The organism is Deferrisoma camini S3R1, assembly GCF_000526155.1.
GTDB classification, from domain to species: Bacteria; Desulfobacterota; Deferrisomatia; order Deferrisomatales; family Deferrisomataceae; genus Deferrisoma; species Deferrisoma camini.
The window spans coordinates 1,103,241-1,121,195 of sequence record NZ_JAFN01000001.1 but is presented as its reverse complement, the minus strand read 5'-3'; the positions used below and the strand labels follow the sequence as shown (position 1 = coordinate 1,121,195).

Below are 17,955 nucleotides of genomic sequence, written 5' to 3'. Positions count from 1 at the left end.
TAGGACGTTGGAAGGCTGGGAGGCGAGGAGGCCAAAAGCCGTTCCGCCTCCCAGCCTTCTAGCTTTCTAGCTTCCCAGCCTAAAAGCGGAGTTTCCATGTGCGGCATTGCAGGTCTGTTCCATCGCAACGGCTCGCCCGTCGACCCCGAGGTGCTGGTCCGGATGACCCGGACCCTGACCCACCGGGGGCCCGACGAGGAGGGGTACTTCGTCAACGGGCGTCCGCCCGTTGACGCGCTGGGAGGCTGGGAGGCTGGGAAGCTGGGAAGCCCGGCGTCCTACCAACGTCCCAACGATTCACGATTCACGATTCACGATTTACGATCAACGGCCGGACCGGGCCACGTGGGCCTCGGCCACCGGCGGCTGTCCATCATCGACCTTTCCACCGGCCAGCAGCCCCTCGCCAACGAGGACGGCACGGTTTGGGTGGCGTTCAACGGCGAGGTCTACAACTTCCAGTCCTTGAAGAAGGAGCTGGAGGCCAAGGGCCACCGGTTCCGCACCCACTCCGACACCGAGACCATCGTGCACGCCTGGGAGGAGTGGGGCGAGGGCGCGGTGCAGCGGTTCCGGGGGATGTTTGCGATCGCCCTGTGGGACGAGCGAAAGCAGGTGCTGTGGCTCGTCCGGGACCGGGTGGGCAAAAAGCCGCTCTATTACTTGGTGGACGACGAGCGGCTGGTGTTCGGCTCGGAAATCAAGGCGATCTTGGAGGCTCCGGGGGTGGACCGGGACGTGGACCTGACCGCGCTGTCGGACTACCTGTCGCTCCTGTACGTGCCCTCGCCCAAAAGCATCTTCCGGTCGATCCGAAAGCTCCCCCCGGCCCACTACGCCCTGGTCACGGCCGACGCGTTCGAGGTCCGCCGGTACTGGGACCTCGCGTTCACCCCGTGCCACGACCTGCCCGAGGAGCGGATGATGGAGGAGCTCCTGGGCATCCTGGACGAGGCCACCCGGCTTCGGATGATCAGTGACGTGCCGCTCGGGGCGTTCCTGTCGGGAGGCGTGGACTCCTCGGCCGTGGTGGCCCTGATGGCCCGGGCCTCCGACGGCCGCCCGGTGCTCACGAACTCCATCTCGTTCAGCGTGGCCCAGTACAACGAGGCCGAGTACGCGCGGCGGGTGGCGGAGCTGTTTCGCACCGACCACCACGAGTTCCACGTGACCCCCGAAGCCATCCCGGTCATCGAGGAGCTGGCCTGGCACTACGACGAGCCGTTCGCGGACTCGTCGGCCGTGCCCACGTACTACGTGTCGCGCACCGCCCGGCAGAACGTCACGGTCTCCCTCTCCGGCGACGGCGGGGATGAGAACTTCGCCGGGTACCGGCGCTACTACATGGACGCCCGGGAGAACCTGGTGCGCAACCTGGTGCCCCGGCCCCTGCGAAGACCCGTGTTCGGCGGCCTGGGGAGGCTCTACCCCAAGGCGGACTACCTGCCCCAGATCTTCCGGGGCAAGGCCTTCATTTCGAATGTGGCCCGCGACCCGGAGGACGCGTACTTCTTTTCGGTGAGCGCCTTTTACGAGGACGCGAAACGGGCGCTGCTCAAGCCGGAGGTGCTGGAGGCCCTGGGTGGCTACGAAACCCGGGACCTGTTCTACGAGATCTACCGCCGGGCCCCGGCCGAGGACCACCTATCCAGGATCCAGTACCTGGACATCCAGACCTACCTGTGCGGCGACATCCTCACCAAGGTGGACCGGGCCAGCATGGCGGTGTCGCTGGAGGTGCGCTGCCCGATCCTGGACCACGAGTTCATGGAGTACGTGGCCCGGATCCCTTCGCGCCTGAAGCTCGTGGGGCTCGACGGAAAGCACATCTTCAAAAAGGCCCTTAAGCGCCACCTGCCCGACGACATCCTGTACCGGAGGAAGATGGGGTTCGGGGTGCCGATCCTGGAGTGGCTGCGGGGCGAGCTCAAGGACTACGCCCGGGGTCTGATCCTGGACGGCGAGGCGAGCCGCCTGTACTTCCGCCAGGACCGGCTGGAGCGGATCTGGAAGGAGCACCAAAACGGCCTGCGCAACTACGCCACCGAACTGTGGATCGTGATGATGCTCAACTTGTGGGCGGGGAGGTTTAGCCACAGATAAACACAGACGGCCACAGATTAGGTTTGGCGGTCTGTTTTCTGGTAAGTTCGGTAAACTATTAAGATCAAGTTTCTGGCGGGGGCGAAATGCGGAGTTGTACCAGTGCAAATCTGTGTGGATCTGTGGCTAATATTGATGGTCATGTTTTGTTGCTTGGCCACAGATGGACACAGATGAACACAGATTTGTGTTTCTGGTATTTGTTCCTATTGTGTCGTGAACGATTGTATTGTCGTATACAACAATCGACGGCCGATCTGTGCTTGGGTTCGTAACGCAGTTTCTGTGCTATTTAGGTGGATCTGTGGCTAATGCAAGGATCGTGTTTTGGTCGCAAGTTTGCACGGTTCTCCATAGATTTTTTTGTTTAGCTTGTATGGGTGTCTGTGAAGATGAGTGGTTGAGCCGTTGTTTGTGGAAAGGCGGCAAGGGAGTTCTTGTTATCGTTCTTGCTGTTGCTGATAATTTGTCTGTGCGGAGTGAAGCAGCCAACTGAAATATCTGTGTTTATCTGTGTGGTCTGTGGCCAGAGTGGAAGATGCCCATGCAGTACATGTATGTGGACCTTACTGATAAGGTTATTGCCGCATTCTATGAAGTGTACAACACTTTGGGGTACGGTTTTCTCGAGAAGGTCTACGAGAACGCCCTGATGGCAGAACTGCTGGAACGAGGGGTGAGCGCCGAGCAACAACCGGCTCTAGAGGTGGAGTACAAGGGGACGTGTGTCGGGCAGTACTTCGCAGACCTTGTGGTGAATGGCAGCGTGATCGTGGAGGTCAAGGCCGTCAAGACGATCGCCCCGGAGCACGAGGCGCAACTGTTGAACTACCTGAAGGCGACGGGGATACGCGTGGGCTTGATACTCAACTTCGGCCCGAGGCCGCAGATCAAGAGGTTGGTGTTTTAGCCACAGATTTCCACAGATGCCCACAGATTTTGGTGTTTGAAAGAGTTTGAATGTTAATGGCAGGGTCGTTGTTCTGGGAGAACGGCAAGGTGTTTTTGCGGTTATTTTTGCCGTTACTGGTATTTGTGCGCTCAGTCTAGACTGTCCAATGGGGAAGATCTGTGTCCATCTGTGGGGATCTGTGGCTGATATAAGAATCGTGTTTTAGCCACAGGTTTGCACAGATCGACACAGATTGTGTGTTGGTTTGAAAAGAAATCTGTTCTTCTGTGTTTGTAGTGGTCTTTGACTGCAGTGATTGTAGAGACCGGCGTTTTGCTCGCATCGTTTCGTATGAAGACCAAAACACTCAAAGCTTATCTGTGTTCATCTGTGTGAATCTGTGGCCAATATAAAAGTAGTGCACGTGCTCTACTCTTTCGGTACCGGTGGCCTTGAGAAGGGGATCGCCACGGTGGTGCGGCACGGGTCGGAGGGGTTTCGTCACTCCATCGTGTGCCTCACCGTGTCCGGGGCGTCGGAGCGATTGCTGCCCCCGGGAACCGACGTGGTGGAGCTGAGAAAACCCCCAGGAAATTCCATCCGTAGCATCATCAAGTTGAGGCGGATTCTGAAGGAGCTCCGGCCCGACGTGGTCCACACCCGCAACTGGCCCGGCATGGACGGGATCATCGCGGCGCGGTTGGCCGGCATCCGCAACGTGGTGCACGGCGAGCACGGGTGGGGCATGGACGACCCCGACGGCCGAAGCCCCAAGCGGGTGCGCATCCGGCGCCTGCTGGCCCGCTGGGTGCGGGAATACACCTGCGTCTCCCGGGCCATCGAGGGCTGGCTCGTGGAGGAGATCCGGGTGGGCCGGCCCGTGACCCAGATCTACAACGGGGTGGACACCGACGTGTTTCGTCCGGGCTCCGGCGAGCGCGTCCGGGCGGAGCTCGGCATTCCTGGCGAGGCGTTCGTGGCCGGGATCGTGGGCCGGTTGGACCCCATCAAGGACCACCCCACCCTGTTCCAGGCCTTCGCCCGGCTGCGGGACAAGGTGCCCGACGCCCGGCTCGTGGTGGTGGGGGACGGCCCGGAGAGGGGGCGGCTCGAATCCGTCGCAGGTGAGGGGGTGATCTTCCTGGGCGACCGGGCGGACGTGCCCGAGATCCTGCGGGCGCTGGACGTGTTCGTGCTGTGCTCCCGGAACGAGGGCATCTCGAACACCATCCTCGAGGCCATGGCCACCGGACTGCCCGTGGTGGCCACCCGCGTCGGGGGGAACCCCGAGCTGGTGAAGGACGGGCAGACCGGCACCCTGATGCCCCCGGGCAACGCCGAGGCCCTGGGCCAGGGACTGGCGGGATACGCCCTCCACCCGGACCGGGCCCGGGCCCACGGCCGGGCCGGAAGGAAACTCGTGGAGGCGCGGTTCTCCATCCCCGCCATGGTGGCGGGGTACGAGGGGGTGTGGAAGCGGATATGGGGGGGCGGTGGCAAGGCGCGAGCGTCTTCCTGCGGGGCGGAGGAAGGTGCGTGATTTTACGTACGGCTAGGCGCATAGGTGCGGTGGCGGTTGTTGGGGCGGCCCTGCTCTTGGCGTGGAGATATCCAGCGGGGGGCGTGTGGCTCGTCGCTGTGGGCGCGGGTATCGCCGGGATGGCGGCACGGTTCCCAGCTTCGTCTTTCGGGGTTCTGGCTGCGGTGGCGCCGCTGGTGAATCTGGGACCCTGGTCGGGATGGGTACTGGCGGACGAGTTCGACGTAGCCGCCCTGTGCGTCCTCGGCGGGGTTCTATGGTCGGACCCGTTGCGTACGAGGCGGGGAAGATTGGGCATCGTCGTGGCCTCGCTCGTCGCCCTCATCTGGTTGCTCGGAATCGCCCGACCGCTGGCGGACCTTCCTCCGCTGGACGCAAACGCCCTGGGCGGGTACGGAACTGCGTGGAACGCGGTGAGGGTCGGCAAGGCTGCTCTGTATGCGTTCAGCCTCGGATGGCTGGTCGCGGTCCGGGCAGAGGGGGACGGGGTGTGGGCGGCCCTCTCGCGGGGGTTCGTCCTCGGCGCCGCGGTCGTGTCCGTGGCCGTGTTATGGGAACGGGGGGTGTTTGGCGACTTGACCGCGGCCAGCACCTACTGGGAGGCGTTTTCCGGACTGCTGGATGTGACGCACCGGTACCGGGCCACCGCATGGTTCTCCGAGATGCACCTCGGAGGCACGGCGTTCGACGGCTACCTCGTGCTCTCCTGGCCGTTCGTGCTGGGGGAGGCATTTGGTCCCGACGGGAAACGGGCTTGGCGGGCGGCAGCGGGTGGGGCTGCGCTGGGGCTGCTATACGCCGTGGCGGTCAGTTTCACTCGAACGACGTATGCGGTCGTGGCCTTCATGTCTGTCGCGTTCGTGCTGGCTTCTGTTTGGTCGGGTCGGTTCCGTGCGGGGGGTGGGGCCCTGACAGGCTGGGCTCTCATGGCGATTCTCCAGGGCATCACCTACTCGTTTCTCTTTCGCAAGGGTGGATACCTGGCGCTGGCCGGAGGGACATTCGCGTTCGTGGGGGGCGAGGTCTTGGTCGCCGGCGGGGATCGGTTTTCCCCGCGGGTGCGGCAAGGCGCTGGAATCCTTCTGCTCTTGTTCTCCGGTTACGTCGTTTTCCACGGAGCCTGGACGAGCCGATGGGTCGAGAACTCCCTGCTTTTTTCCTTGGCTGTCGCCTCGGGGGGGGCTTTGGTGCTTGTCACCCTCGGGGCGGCCTTCGTACGCGTGAGCCCTCGGCGAGCCTGGAAGCCGGCGACCGTCCTCGGCGGGGCTGGGCTCGCAGTCGCTCTGGCTTTGGCATCGGCGATGCTGGGCGGCTATTTGATGAGCTCACGTTTTTCGGCGGCCAAGGAAGACTTCCGTACACGCATCGGGCATTGGGAGGACGTGCTCGCCGCCATGGAGCCGGATGCTGGAGCTCGTCTCTGGGGCCGAGGGCTCGGCACGTTCCCTTCTCGCTACCGAACGGTGGTGCAGAAAGAACCCCAACCGGCGCCGTACGTGATTCGTGAGGAGGAAGGCAATCGGTTTTTGCGGATGCGGGGCACCCAGTACCTGTTGCTTGGCCAGCGCGTTCGTTTTCTTCCCGACACGGAGTACCGGTTCCGAGCCCGCGTTCGCGCCGGTGCCAAGAAGGCGACGCTCCCCGTAAAGATCGAGCGCCGAAATCTATTGCTCGACGAGTACAACCCGCACCGGACTCGAAACGTGGTCGCCGAGACCACGTCGGGAACGTGGGTGTGGGTCGAGTCCACAATCGATACGGGCAATTTCGGCGGCTGGAAATGGTGGGCCCAGTGGCCGCCCATGTTCGAGCTGGGGTTCCACAGGCGAGGGGCATGGATCGAAGTGGACGACGTGGCTTTGATCGGCCCCGATGGGAGGAATGTGCTACGGAATGGGTCGTTTGACCGCGGACTCGAAGGATGGTTCTTGTACAGCGATCACGATCACCTGCCCTGGCATGTCAAAAATCTTTATCTGAATGTGTTTTTCGATCTCGGTCTGGTCGGGTTGGCAGGGTTTGCACTTCTTGCCCTAGTCGCACTTTTCACTTGCGCGCGTGGCATGAGAGATTCTTGGGGATGCCTTCTTGGGTTTGTGTCAATTTGTGGTTTTCTTTTACTCGGTCTGACTTCCAGTCCGATTGATGCACCGAGAGTAGCGCTGCTGTTCTACGGATTGCTGATTGTGGCCGCGGTTCAGAGCGGGCAGAGCTGGAATCTGCCCGCCGCCCCCGGTCAAGTTTGAGGGGAGCCGGTCCGATCCGTGGGGGAAGCGGGAGACCCCGACGAGACGGCGTGGAGGATGGATGTGGGCGACGGCGATGTGATCCTGGCTTGGGAGCAGGCGTTGGAGCGGGTGGGGGGCGACCGGGAGTTCCTGGGGGAGCTGGTGGGGTGCTTTCTAGTGGACCTGGAGGGATACCTGGCGGACCTGCGGGAGGCCCCGGACCCGGAGAGTCGGCGGGCGGCGGCCCACCGGATCAAGGGGGCGGCCCGGAACCTGGGGGCGTTGGCCCTGGCGGAGGCCTGCCGGCGGGCCGAGGAGTCGGGGGAGGAGCAGGCCGTGGCCGCGGTGGAGAGGGAGGCCCGACGTCTCGTGGCCCACTGGAAGTCCCCCCGATCCCCCGCGGGGCCGGGCAACCAGGCAGGGTAACGGGCGGGGTCCGGGGCCATTGCAGGCCCCATGCCCCCGGACCATAGGGGTGGCGTCGAAGAGGCATGGTGATGCCTAGAACGCGTGGGAATCAAGGAGGTTTTCAAGCCTCCAAGCCACCTGGCTTCCGAGCTTCCTAGCCTCCCATCCAAACAGAGAGGGAACCGTGAAGGTGCTGGTGGTGGACGACGATGCCGTGTCCCGGAAGCTGCTGGCGAAGATCCTCGGAGACCTGGGCTGCGAGGTGGACGTGGCCTCCGGCGGGCTCGAAGGCCTGGAGAAGGCCATGCTGGACCCTCCGGACCTCGTCGTCACCGACTGGGTGATGCCGGATATGGGCGGAGGGGAGCTGATCCGGGCCCTGCGGGACTCCGGGTTCGACCGGCCGATCTGGTTCGCCTGCCCCCGGGACGGGGAGGAGAACCTCGCCGAGGGCCTGGGCGCCGGCGCCCAGGCCCCGGTGCACAAGCCGTTCGATCGGGACGAGATCGCCGCTTTGCTGGCCGGGGTGGGGGAGGGGGGGTAAGATGTCCTTCGTCCTGGTGGTGGACGACGTACGGGTGAACCGGCTGATGATCGCCAAGGGGCTGGCGCCGATCCCCATCGTGGAGGCCGAGGACGCGGCCCAGGCCCTGGAGCTGTTCTTCACGAAGCACCCTGCGGTGGTGCTCCTGGACATCGGGCTGCCCGAGGTGGACGGGGTCACCTTGCTGCGGATCATCCGACAGCACGACCGCCGGACCGGGGGCCACACCCCGGTGGTGGTGGTGAGCGGGGCGGGCACCCGGCAGCACGTGGTGGAGACGGCCCGGGTGGGCGTGGAGGGGTTCTTCGTGAAGCCCCTGGAGCCGACCGAGCTGGCCCAGCGGGTCCGGGAGCTGTGGCCCAAGTCCGGGGGGGAGGGCTGCGGGGAACAAGAAGAGGAGAAGAAAGAGCCCACGGGGGACGACGGCGCGGAAGCCTGACGTTTCCGCGCGCGAGGAGAGGGGTTCGTGCCCGGCGCATATCCCGTTCAACGGCGTTATCCCCGAAAGCCGCTTTGCGGCGCGGCGTTGGTGCGGTGCGACCGGGTGCCGGTGGCCGAAGGGTTCACCAGAACCCGGGTCGTGGGGCTGGGCGGGTGCGGGTTCGAGAGCGACGAGCCGCTGGGGGTGGGCCGGTTCGTGGAGCTGGTGCTCCGGCTCGAGCGCCACACCGTACGGGCCCTGGGCCGGATCGTGTACGAACGCCCCCTGGAGCCCGGCCGTTACGAGGTGGGGGTGGAGTTCCTGCGGGTCCCCGAGGAGCACCGGGCCGCGATCCGGGAGCTGTTCTCCGAGGAGGCCGCCGAGACGGCCATCCCGGCCGAGCCGGAGAACTGACCCCTCCTGCTTGGCAAGCCCTCCTTCCCGCCGATAGAATCCCTCCGGGTACGCGTCCTCCGAACCCATTCCGCCGTCTGCCGGGCCGCGTCGGCCCTCCCCGCGGACCCCTTTTGCGAAAGGCGATCCCCGATGGTGCCGGATTCGTTGCGCCGCCGCGCCGAGGACCTTCGGCAACTCATCCACTACCACAACTACCGCTACTACGTGCTCGACCGGCCCGAGATCCCGGACGAGGAGTACGACCGGCTGTTCCGGGAGCTGGTGGAGCTGGAGGAGCGGTACCCCGAGCTGCGCTCCCCCGACTCCCCCACCCAGCGGGTGGGGGCCCCGCCCCTGGAGGCGTTCGAGCCCGCGCCCCACGCCGTGCCCATGCTCAGCCTCGAGAACGCCATGGACGAGGCCGAGCTGCGGGAGTTCGACGCCCGGGTGCGCCGGTTCCTGGGCACGGACGAGCCCGTCGTGTACTCGTGCGAGCCCAAGTTCGACGGCCTGGCCGTGGAGCTGACCTACCGGGACGGGGTGCTGGTGCGGGGGGCCACCCGGGGCGACGGAACGGTGGGCGAGGACGTCACGGTCAACCTGCGCACCGTGCGCACCGTGCCGCTGGGGCTCTTGGGGACCGAGGTGCCCCGGCTCGTGGACGTGCGAGGCGAGGTGGTGATGCCGGTGGAGGCGTTCCACCGACTGAACCGGGAGCAGGAGCAGGCCGGGCTCACCCCGTTCGCCAATCCAAGGAACGCGGCCGCGGGCTCGGTGCGGCAGCTGGACAGCTCGATCACGGCCCGCCGGCCGCTGGAGTTTTTCGCGTACGGGGTCGGCCGGCTCGAGGGCATGGAGGTGAAGACCCACTGGGAACTGATGGAGCGGCTGCATGGCTGGGGGTTCCGGGTGTCCGAGCACCGGCGGCGCACCCGGGGGATCGACGGAGCCGTGGAGTACTGCCGCGAGACCGAGGCCCGCCGCGACGAGTTCCCCTACGAGATCGACGGCTGCGTGATCAAGGTGGACGATCTGGAGCTCCAGGAGCGGCTGGGGGCCAAGGCCCGGGCCCCCCGGTGGGCCATCGCGTACAAGTTCGCCCCCCGCCAGGCCGTGACCCGGGTGGTGGACATCGAGGCCAGCGTGGGGCGCACCGGCGCGGTGACCCCGGTGGCGGTGCTGGAGCCGGTGTCCGTGGGCGGGGTGACCGTGAGCCGTGCCACGCTCCACAACCCGGACGAGGTGGCCCGCAAGGACATCCGGATCGGCGACTGGGTGGTGATCCAGCGGGCCGGCGACGTGATCCCCGAGGTGGTGCGGGCCCTGCCGGAGCGCCGCACCGGCGACGAGAGGCCGTTCGTGATGCCCGAGCGCTGCCCGGTGTGCGGGGCCCGGATCGAGCGGCCCGAGGGAGAGGCCATCCCCCGGTGCACCGGGCTCAGCTGCCCGGCCCAGCTCAAGGCCCGGATCCGCCACTTCGCGTCGCGCCGGGCCATGGACATCGACGGGCTGGGCACGAAGCTGGTGGACCAGCTGGTGGAGAAGGGCTTGGTGAGGGACGTGGCCGACCTGTTCCGCCTGTCCGAGGCGGACCTGGTTCCCCTGGAGCGCATGGCCGAGAAGAGTGCCCGCAACCTGGTGGAGGCCATCGACCGGGCCCGGACACGGGACCTGGCCCGGTTCGTGTACGCCCTGGGCATCCGGCACGTGGGCGAGGCCACGGCCCGGGCCCTGGCCGAGCGGTTCGGGAGCCTCGAGGCGCTCATGGACGCGTCGGAGGAGGATCTGCTGGCGGTGCCCGACGTGGGGCCCGAGGTGGCTTCGAGCGTGCGCGCGTTCTTCGCGGAGCCCGCGAACCGGGAGTCGATCCGAAGGATGCTGGAGGCCGGAGTCCGGCCGGCGCCGCCGACCCGGCCCGAAGCCGCGGAGGCCCCCCTGGCCGGCAAGACCTTCGTGTTCACCGGCGCCCTGGAGTCCATGACCCGCGACGAGGCCAAAGCCCGGGTGGAGGCCCTGGGCGGCAAGGTCACCTCGTCGGTGTCGCGCAGGACCGACTACGTGGTGGTGGGCGCGGACCCAGGGTCCAAGGCGGAGAAGGCCCGCACCCTCGGGGTGCCCATCCTGACCGAGCCGGAGTTCCTGGAGCTGCTCAAAACCGCTTCGGGATGACGGCGATCTGCTTTTCAGCGGGCCGAAGGCCCCAGACCAACGACCGTAGACCGAAGTTACCGGGAAGTCCGATTTACCATTCACGATTTACGATTCACGGAAGTTCCGACCAACGACCGAAGTTTCCAGGAGATCCCCATGATCCGAGTCGAGCGAGAGCAGGCCGTGGCCGTGGTGGTGATGGACCGCCCCAAGGTCAACGCCCTGTCCCCGGCGTTCCTGGAGGCCTTGGACCAGGGCCTGGCCGAGGCCTGGGACGCCCCCGGCACCCGGGCCGTGGTGCTGGCGAGCGCCCAGGAGAGGGCGTTCTCGGCCGGGTTCGACCTGAAGGAGCTCGACCGGCTGGAGCCCGCCGAGTTCGCCGGGTTCTTCGGCGCGTTCGCCCGGCTGTACCGCCGCGTCGCCTGGGGCCCCGCCCCGGTGGTGGCGGCGGTGGCCGGCCACGCCTTGGCCGGCGGCGCGATCCTGGCCCTGGCCTGCGAGCGCCGGGTGTTCGGCACGGGGGACTGGGGCTTCGGCCTGACCGAGGTGGACCTGGGCCTGCCCCTGCCCGGCGGGGTGATCGAGCTGCTGCGCGAGGGGTGCGACGCAGCCACCGCCTACGAGATCGCGGTGCTGGGGCGGGTGCTTCGGCCGGCCGAGGCGTTCGACCGGGGCCTGGCCCACCGGCTGGTGCCCGCGGGCGAGGTCGTGGAGGCCGCTCTGGAGGAGGCCCGGGATCTGGCCCGAAAGCCGCCCCGGGCGGCGGCCGAGCTGCGGGCCGCGCTGCGCCGGCCCCTGGCCCAGCGCATGGAGCGGGCCGACCGGGACGCGGGCGAGCGGTTCCTGCGGTGGTGGACCGGCGACGAGGCCAAGGCCCGGCGCCGGGCCGTGCTCGAGCGGCTGGGCCGGGGGGCCAAGGGGTAGGGCGATGGCCGATCGGCCGGAGAGAGGCGGGCGCCGGAGCCTGACCGACCGGATCGAGGGGTTCCTGTGGGACTCGGTGGGCTCGGGCCGCTGGGCCGGGGTGGCGCGCACGGTGCTGATCACCGGCTGGAAGTTTCGGGCCGACCGGGGGTTCCTGCGGGCCTCGGCCCTCACGTACTCCACCCTGCTCAGCCTGGTTCCCCTGCTGGCCCTGGCGTTCTCGGTGCTCAAGGGGCTGGGCGTGCAGAAGCGGCTGGAGCCCCTGATCCTCAAGCACCTGGCCGCCGGCAACCCCGAGGTGGCCGCCCGGCTCATCGAGTACGTGGAGCGCACCAACTTCGCGTCGCTGGGCGCGGTGGGGCTGGTGGCGCTGGTGCTCACCGCGGTGGCCGTGATTGGGAACGTGGAGCTGAGCCTGAACGACATCTGGCAGGTGCGCCGGGGACGGTCGCCGGTGCGCAAGGTGGCCGACTACCTGTCCATGCTGGTGGTGGGCCCGATCCTACTGCTGGCCTCGATCAGCCTGACCACCAGCCTGCAGAGCCCGGCGGTGATCGAGCGGCTGCGGCTGCTGGGTCCCCTGCTGCGGCTGATGGTGCGGCTGCTGCCGTTCGTGGCGGTGTGGGTCGCGTTCACGGCCCTGTACGTGATCCTTCCCAACCGGAGGGTGCCCCTGCGCTCGGCCCTGCTGGGGGGCGTGGTGGCCGGGTCCCTGTGGCAGTTCGCGGAGTGGGGGTACATCGAGTTCCAGATCGGGGTCACCCGGTACAACGCCATCTACGGGGCCATGGCCCAGCTGCCGCTCCTGTTCGTGTGGCTGTACCTGAGCTGGTGCATCGTGCTTTGGGGGGCGGAACTCGCGTTCGTCCACCACCTGCCCGGCCGGGGGCGCTACCTCAAGAGCCGCCACGAGCTGTGGGTGCCGCGGCTCGAGGCGGCCCTGGCGTTCCTGATCCCGGTGGCCGCGCGCCACCTGGCTGGGGAGCCCGGCCCCACCGAGGGCGAGGCCGTGGCCGCCACTGGGTTCGACCCGCCGGATGCCGCCCGGGTGTTGGCCCGGCTCCAGGCGGACGGCTGGATCGTGCAGACCCAGGACGACCCGCCCCGGCTGGTGCCCGGCCGGTGCCCCGAGCACACCCCGGCCGGGGAGCTGGTCACCGGGGTCCTGCGGCTAGAGGGCGGGGCCGTGCGGGAGTCCTTGGAGGCCCGGTTCGCGGGCCGGACCTGGGCCGATCTGGCGGCGGAGGGTCGCGGGTGAGCCCGCCGGTGTGGGTGTTCGATCTGGACAACACCCTGTACCCGGCCGCATCCGGCCTGTTCCAGGAGGTGGACCGGCGGATCCACCGGTTCATGGCCGAGCGCCTCGGCCTCGCGCCCGACGAGATCCCCGGCCTGCGGGCCCGGTACAAGCGGGCGTACGGGGTGACCCTGGGGGGCCTGATGGCCCACCACGGGGTGGACCCCCGGGAGTACCTGCGCTACGTGCACGACGTGCCCCTGGACGGGCACCTGGGGCCCGACCCGAGGCTGCGGGGCGCGTTGGAAGCCCTGCAAGGACCCAAGGTGGTTTTCACCAACGGCAGCGTGGAGCACACCCTGCGGGTGCTCGGCCGCCTCGGGGTCGGCTCGCTGTTCGAGGCCGTCTTCGACATCGCGTTCATGGACTACGTGCCCAAGCCCCGGCCCCACGGCTACCGGAAGCTGCTGGAGGCCCTGGCGGTGCCGGCCGACCGGTGCGTCCTGGTGGACGACCTGGAGGAGAACCTGGACACCGGCCGGGCGTTGGGTATGGTGACCGTGAGGGTGGCTCCCCGAGGGACCCCGTCGACACATCTCCGGGTGGGGCATCCTCGGAATCTTCCCGCCCTGTTTGACTCTGCCGGCCCCCCGTTCCTTCCTTCGTGCACGGAGACGCCATGAGCCCTTACGAAGCCCTCGCAGCCCGGCTCGCCACCCTGGCCATGGGGTATCCCCCCCGGGACGTCCTGCTGGAGATCCTCGAGGAGAACTTCACCGAGGAGGAGGCCCGGGTGGCCGCGTGCCTGCCCACGGGGGTGCCGCCGTTGACCCCCGTGCCGGCCGAGGAGGTGGCCCGGGAGGCCGGCATGGACCCGGCCCGGGTGGGGGAGGTTCTCGAGGGGCTGGCCGCGCGGAACGTGATCTACCGGAGGGTGGGGGGTGGAGGGGGCCCGCGGTACGCGCTGCACCAGGTGGGGTTCGGGTTCCCCCAGTCGTTCTTCTGGGCCGGCGCCGACACCCCCCACGCCCGCCGCATGGCCGAGCTGGTGGTGAAGTACTTCAACCGCCACGTGACCCGCGAGGCCTACGCCGCGGCGGCCACCAAGCCCTACCGGTACGTGCCGGTGGCCGCCTCGATCCACAAGGACATCCAGGCCGTGCTGCCCCATCACGCCATGGACGCCGTGATCGAGGGGGCCAGCCGGTTCGCCGTGGCCCACTGCCCCTGCCGGGTCACGGCCCGGCTCCGGGGGCGGCCGTGCCCCCACCCGGAGGAGGTGTGCCTCAAGTTCGACGCCCTCGCCGAGTACCTGGTGGACCGGGGCCTGGGGCGGGAGATCTCCCGGGACGAGGCCCGGGATCTGGTGCGGCGGGCGGCCGAGGCCGGGCTCGTGCACTTCGTGGACAACGCCCGCGAGGGCGTCCAGCACAACTGCAACTGCTGCGGGTGCGCCTGCTGGAACGTGGGTAGCATCCGCCGCCGCAAGATCCCCCGGGACGTGCTGATGGCCGTGTACTTCCTGCGCCACACCGACGCCGACGCGTGCACCGGGTGCGGGGCCTGCGCCGAGATCTGCCCGGTGGACGCCGTGGAGATGGGCTCCGAGGGGCCGGAGGTGGACCTGGACTGGTGCATCGGGTGCGGGGTGTGCGCCACGGTCTGCCCCACCGAGGCGATCGCGGTTCGGCTGCGGGACGACCGGAGCGGGGTGCCCCTGCGGTTCGCCGAACTCCACCGCCGGATCCTGGCCGAGAAAGGAGCCGGGGCGTGACCGACCTTCCCAAGCTTGTGATCTCCACCCCCTGGATCCGGCTGGACCAGGCCCTGAAGGCGGCCGACTGGGTCCAGAGCGGCGGGGAGGCCAAGGTCCGGATCCAGGCCGGCGAGATCCGGGTGAACGGCCGGGTCGAGACCCGGCGGGGCCGCAAGCTCCGGCCGGGCGACCGGGTCGAGGGCCTGGGCCGGGCGTTTGAAGTGACGGCCGAGGGTTTGGCTTCGTGAAACATTGTCTTGACACGAACCGGCCGTTCGGGTATCTCCAAAACGTCGTTTCTTGTCCCCCCCATCGATAAGGAGGTCTCCATGGAACGCCGAAGTTTTCTGAAGAAGGCTGGTGTCGCGGCCGCCGCTGCCGGGGCGGTCACCTTCGGGAAGGCTCCCGCCGTCCTGGCCGCCAAGAAGTACAAGTGGAAGATGGTGACCACGTGGCCGCCCCACTTCCCGGTGCTGGGCGAGGGGGCCGACCTGCTGGCCAAGTGGATTGAGGAGATGAGCGACGGCCGCCTCAAGATCCACGTGTACGGCGGCGGCGAGCTGGTGCCCCCCCTGCAGACCTTCGACGCGGTGAGCCAGGGCACGGTGGAGATGGGCCACGGCGCCGCCTACTACTGGGCGGGCAAGATGCCGGCGTCCCAGTTCTTCGCGGCGGTTCCGTTCGGGTTCAACGCCCAGCAGATGAACGCGTGGCTGTACGGCGGCGGGGCTTGGGACCTGTGGAAGGAGCTCTACGCCCCGTTCAACGTGGTGCCGTTCCCGGCCGGGAACACCGGCGTGCAGATGGGCGGATGGTTCAACAAGGAGATCAAGTCCCTGGACGACTACAAGGGGCTGAAGATGCGGATCCCGGGCCTGGGCGGCAAGGTGGTGGCCAAGGCCGGCGGGAACGCGGTGCTGGTGGCCGGGGGCGAGATCTACACCAACCTGGACCGGGGCGTGATCGACGCCACCGAGTGGGTGGGGCCGTACCACGACCTGAAGATGGGCTTCTACAAGGCGGCCAAGTACTACTACTACCCGGGCTGGCACGAGCCGGGCACCGTGCTCGAGGTCCTGGTGAACAAGAGGGCCTGGGAGAAGCTGCCCAAGGACCTGCAGGCCATCGTGGAGACCGCCTGCTGGCGTTCGAACATCTGGATGCTCTCCGAGTTCGACGCCAAGAACAACGACTCCCTCAAGGAGCTGGTGGAGAAGCACGGGGTGCAGCTGCGGCGGTTCCCGGACGACGTGCTCCGGGGCCTGCACAAGCTGGCGAACGAGGTGGTGGAGGAGCTGGCCGCCTCGGACCCGATGAGCAAGAAGGTCTACGAGCACTACAAGGCGTTCCGCAAGAAGATCGAGGCCTGGACCGACATCTCCGAGCGGTCCTACCTGGAGGCCCTGCGCCTGTAGCCTCCAATCCGGCGCCAAACGCAAACGGGGCGGCCCTTCGTGGGCCGCCCCGTTTGCGTTCCCCGATGGGGCTGCTGCAGTCCCCTACCCCTTGATGATCCGCGGGGTGATCATCTGGTGATGGGCGCAGATGGACTTGGGGTTCTGATAGGCCGCTCCCGCGAACGCCGTCATGTACCGCCGGATGTCCGCGAACCGCACCACCTCGTCCACGAACCCCATCTTGGCGCAGTAGGCCGGCCGGGACTTGTCGTAATAGTCCTGGACGAGCTGGTTCATCTTGTCGATGACCGGCTGGATCGGCTTGCCCGCGTCCTTCTCCTTGACCAGGCGGCGGGCGTAGGTGGCCGCGGCAGCGGTCTCGCCGTGCATCACGTAGATCTCGGTGGTGGGGGTGCCCAGGGTGAAGGCGTTGTGGTTGTTGGCGGTGGGGCCGCCCATCACGTAGTGGGCCGCGGCCGTGCCCTTCCGGAGCACCACCAGCATCATGGGTACGTCGGTCTGCTCGATGGAGTAGATCAACGACTGCCCCAGGCCCAGCAGCTCGGCCTTCTCGGCGATGTCGCCCACGTCGATGCCCGTGGTGTCCTGGAACCAGATCAGCGGGATGCGGTCGCGGCCGCACAGGGTCACGAACTCGTTCATCTTGATCAGGCCCTGGCGGTAGAGCTTGCCGCCGATGCCCGGGTAGTCGGCGTACTCGGGGTAGCCCGGCGGCAGGAACCCCTGGCGGTTGCCGATGACCCCGCACAGGAACCCGTCCACCTTCACCAGCCCGCAGTAGATCTCGGGGCCGTAGTCGGGCCGGAACTCCAGGTGCTCGCTGCCGTCCACCAACCGGGCGAGCACGTCGTCGAAGCTGTAGGTGCGCTTCTGGTTGAACGGGATGATCCGCTCGATCTCGTCGGGGGAGAATTTGGGCGGCTTGGGCTCGGCCACCCGGAAGAACCGGGGGGCGTAGGCCGGCATCTCGCGCATGTGCTCCTTGATGATGTCGAGCACGGCGTACTCGGTGTCGGCCACGTACCGGAAGAACCCGGTGGCGTCGTGGTGGATCTCGACCCGGCCGGGGGGCACGGCCTTGAACTTGCGGGTCGCCTCGATCAGGGCCTCACACCCCTCCTCGTCGAACTGGCCCTTGGGGCTCATGCCGCTCACGATGCCGCCCCCGCCCACGGCCATGTTGGCGTCCTTGTGGGCCACGATCAGGGTGGGGCTGATCGCCTGGTACCCGCCGCCGGCCGGGTTGGTGCCGTACACGGCCGCCAGCACCGGCACGCCCATCTTCTGGAGCTCGGCGTGGCGGAAGAAGGTGGTGCCGCCGCCCCGGCGGTCGGGGTACACCAGGTGCTGCTCGTTGAGCTTCACCCCGCTGCAGTTCACCAGCCACACCAGCGGCACGTTGAGCCGCTTGGCCAGGTCGGTGACCCGGAGGATGTTCTCGGACTGGCCGGCGATCCAGGCGCCGGCGAGCACCTTGTTGTCGAACCCGATCACCACGGCCCAGCGGCCCGAGATCTTGGCCAGGCCGTCCACCACGCCGGTGGTGCCCTCCTGGTTCTCCTTGGGGTTGTACAGGGTGTGCAGGGGGCACCAGGTGCCGGGGTCCACCAGGTACTCGATGCGCTGCCACACGGTCAGTTGACCCCGGTCGTTCACTTTTTTCTGGGGAATCCCGGCGTTCCGGACCCGCTCCACCTCCTTGGCCAGCTCGGCCTCCACCTTGCGGATCTCCTGGACGCTCTCCTCCGAGGTCTTGAGCTGACGCTCGGAGAGCGGCTGACCAAACTCGGGCATCTTCTCGAAGTACGGCCTCATCGTTTCCTCCCGTTTTGGAACGTGAACCATCGGACGGCGTGACTTTGGCTTCGAGGCTTGAAAATCTCCCGGATTCCCACACGTTCTAGGCATTGTCATGCCTCTTCGCCCCCACCTCATGC

16 protein-coding genes are annotated in these 17,955 nt (G+C 67.5%); 15 read left to right on the top strand and 1 reads right to left on the bottom strand.

From position 1 onward, the window contains the following. Positions 1-96 precede the first annotated feature (96 nt). The 15 genes from asnB to DEFCA_RS0104830 all read left to right on the top strand — a co-directional run bounded on the left by asnB (position 97) and on the right by DEFCA_RS0104830 (position 16,015). Entirely contained in the window at positions 97-2,103 is a 2,007-nt protein-coding gene (gene asnB, locus DEFCA_RS0104900; RefSeq protein WP_025321923.1) for an asparagine synthase (glutamine-hydrolyzing), read from the top strand. Between the two features lie 544 nt (positions 2,104-2,647). Then, entirely contained in the window at positions 2,648-3,013 is a 366-nt protein-coding gene (locus tag DEFCA_RS0104895; RefSeq protein WP_281173737.1) for a GxxExxY protein, read from the top strand. Positions 3,014-3,419: 406 nt separating this feature from the next. Next, the gene (locus tag DEFCA_RS0104890) at positions 3,420-4,535 is read left to right on the top strand and encodes a glycosyltransferase (protein ID WP_051463194.1); all 1,116 of its coding nucleotides are present in this window, start codon (positions 3,420-3,422) and stop codon (positions 4,533-4,535) included. 290 nt (positions 4,536-4,825) lie between these two features. After that, positions 4,826-6,781, top strand: coding sequence for an O-antigen ligase family protein (locus tag DEFCA_RS0104885; protein WP_169709448.1), 1,956 nt, complete (start codon positions 4,826-4,828; stop codon positions 6,779-6,781). 63 nt (positions 6,782-6,844) lie between these two features. Then, entirely contained in the window at positions 6,845-7,189 is a 345-nt protein-coding gene (locus DEFCA_RS20290) for an Hpt domain-containing protein (protein WP_169709447.1), read from the top strand. Positions 7,190-7,355: 166 nt separating this feature from the next. Continuing rightward, a complete protein-coding gene (locus DEFCA_RS0104875; protein WP_025321918.1) occupies positions 7,356-7,715 on the top strand; it encodes a response regulator in 360 nt (119 codons plus the stop codon). Between the two features lies 1 nt (position 7,716). Then, on the top strand, positions 7,717-8,154 hold the full coding sequence (locus DEFCA_RS20285; protein ID WP_025321917.1) for a response regulator: 438 nt from the start codon (positions 7,717-7,719) through the stop codon (positions 8,152-8,154). A gap of 27 nt (positions 8,155-8,181) precedes the next feature. After that, positions 8,182-8,550, top strand: a complete 369-nt coding sequence (locus tag DEFCA_RS0104865; protein WP_025321916.1) for a PilZ domain-containing protein — start codon at positions 8,182-8,184, stop codon at positions 8,548-8,550. A gap of 132 nt (positions 8,551-8,682) precedes the next feature. Then, a complete protein-coding gene (gene ligA / locus DEFCA_RS0104860; protein ID WP_025321915.1) occupies positions 8,683-10,701 on the top strand; it encodes an NAD-dependent DNA ligase LigA in 2,019 nt (672 codons plus the stop codon). 138 nt (positions 10,702-10,839) lie between these two features. Beyond that, on the top strand, positions 10,840-11,607 hold the full coding sequence (locus DEFCA_RS19135; protein WP_025321914.1) for an enoyl-CoA hydratase/isomerase family protein: 768 nt from the start codon (positions 10,840-10,842) through the stop codon (positions 11,605-11,607). Between the two features lie 4 nt (positions 11,608-11,611). Further along, a complete protein-coding gene (locus tag DEFCA_RS24020; protein ID WP_025321913.1) occupies positions 11,612-12,865 on the top strand; it encodes a YihY/virulence factor BrkB family protein in 1,254 nt (417 codons plus the stop codon). Beyond that, complete coding sequence (locus DEFCA_RS22065; RefSeq protein ID WP_025321912.1) at positions 12,862-13,527, top strand: pyrimidine 5'-nucleotidase; 666 nt, start codon at positions 12,862-12,864, stop codon at positions 13,525-13,527. Before DEFCA_RS24020 ends, DEFCA_RS22065 begins: the two co-directional genes overlap by 4 nt. Further along, positions 13,524-14,618 (top strand): 4Fe-4S binding protein, encoded by a 1,095-nt coding sequence (locus DEFCA_RS0104840; RefSeq protein ID WP_025321911.1) that lies wholly within the window; start codon positions 13,524-13,526, stop codon positions 14,616-14,618. Before DEFCA_RS22065 ends, DEFCA_RS0104840 begins: the two co-directional genes overlap by 4 nt. Then, positions 14,615-14,848 carry an RNA-binding S4 domain-containing protein gene (locus DEFCA_RS0104835; RefSeq protein ID WP_025321910.1) on the top strand — a complete coding sequence of 78 codons (234 nt, stop codon included), beginning with the start codon at positions 14,615-14,617 and terminating at the stop codon, positions 14,846-14,848. Before DEFCA_RS0104840 ends, DEFCA_RS0104835 begins: the two co-directional genes overlap by 4 nt. Positions 14,849-14,929: 81 nt before the next feature. After that, positions 14,930-16,015, top strand: coding sequence for a TRAP transporter substrate-binding protein (locus DEFCA_RS0104830; RefSeq protein ID WP_029733577.1), 1,086 nt, complete (start codon positions 14,930-14,932; stop codon positions 16,013-16,015). 84 nt (positions 16,016-16,099) lie between these two features. Here DEFCA_RS0104830 and DEFCA_RS0104825 read toward each other — a convergent pair whose 3' ends face one another. After that, positions 16,100-17,833, bottom strand: coding sequence for an acyl-CoA carboxylase subunit beta (locus tag DEFCA_RS0104825; protein WP_025321908.1), 1,734 nt, complete (start codon positions 17,831-17,833; stop codon positions 16,100-16,102). Positions 17,834-17,955 lie beyond the last annotated feature (122 nt).

Excerpts from the sequence above, each read along its gene's own strand:
- DEFCA_RS19135 (WP_025321914.1), top strand. The coding sequence starts at position 10,840 with ATGATCCGAGTCGAGCGAGAGCAGGCCGTGGCCGTGGTGGTGATGGAC.
- DEFCA_RS20285 (WP_025321917.1), top strand. The coding sequence starts at position 7,717 with ATGTCCTTCGTCCTGGTGGTGGACGACGTACGGGTGAACCGGCTGATG.
- DEFCA_RS0104895 (WP_281173737.1), top strand. The coding sequence starts at position 2,648 with ATGCAGTACATGTATGTGGACCTTACTGATAAGGTTATTGCCGCATTC.
- ligA (WP_025321915.1), top strand. The coding sequence starts at position 8,683 with ATGGTGCCGGATTCGTTGCGCCGCCGCGCCGAGGACCTTCGGCAACTC.
- asnB (WP_025321923.1), top strand. The coding sequence starts at position 97 with ATGTGCGGCATTGCAGGTCTGTTCCATCGCAACGGCTCGCCCGTCGAC.
- DEFCA_RS0104825 (WP_025321908.1), bottom strand. The coding sequence starts at position 17,833 with ATGAGGCCGTACTTCGAGAAGATGCCCGAGTTTGGTCAGCCGCTCTCC.
- DEFCA_RS0104830 (WP_029733577.1), top strand. The coding sequence starts at position 14,930 with ATGGAACGCCGAAGTTTTCTGAAGAAGGCTGGTGTCGCGGCCGCCGCT.
- DEFCA_RS24020 (WP_025321913.1), top strand. The coding sequence starts at position 11,612 with ATGGCCGATCGGCCGGAGAGAGGCGGGCGCCGGAGCCTGACCGACCGG.
- DEFCA_RS0104840 (WP_025321911.1), top strand. The coding sequence starts at position 13,524 with ATGAGCCCTTACGAAGCCCTCGCAGCCCGGCTCGCCACCCTGGCCATG.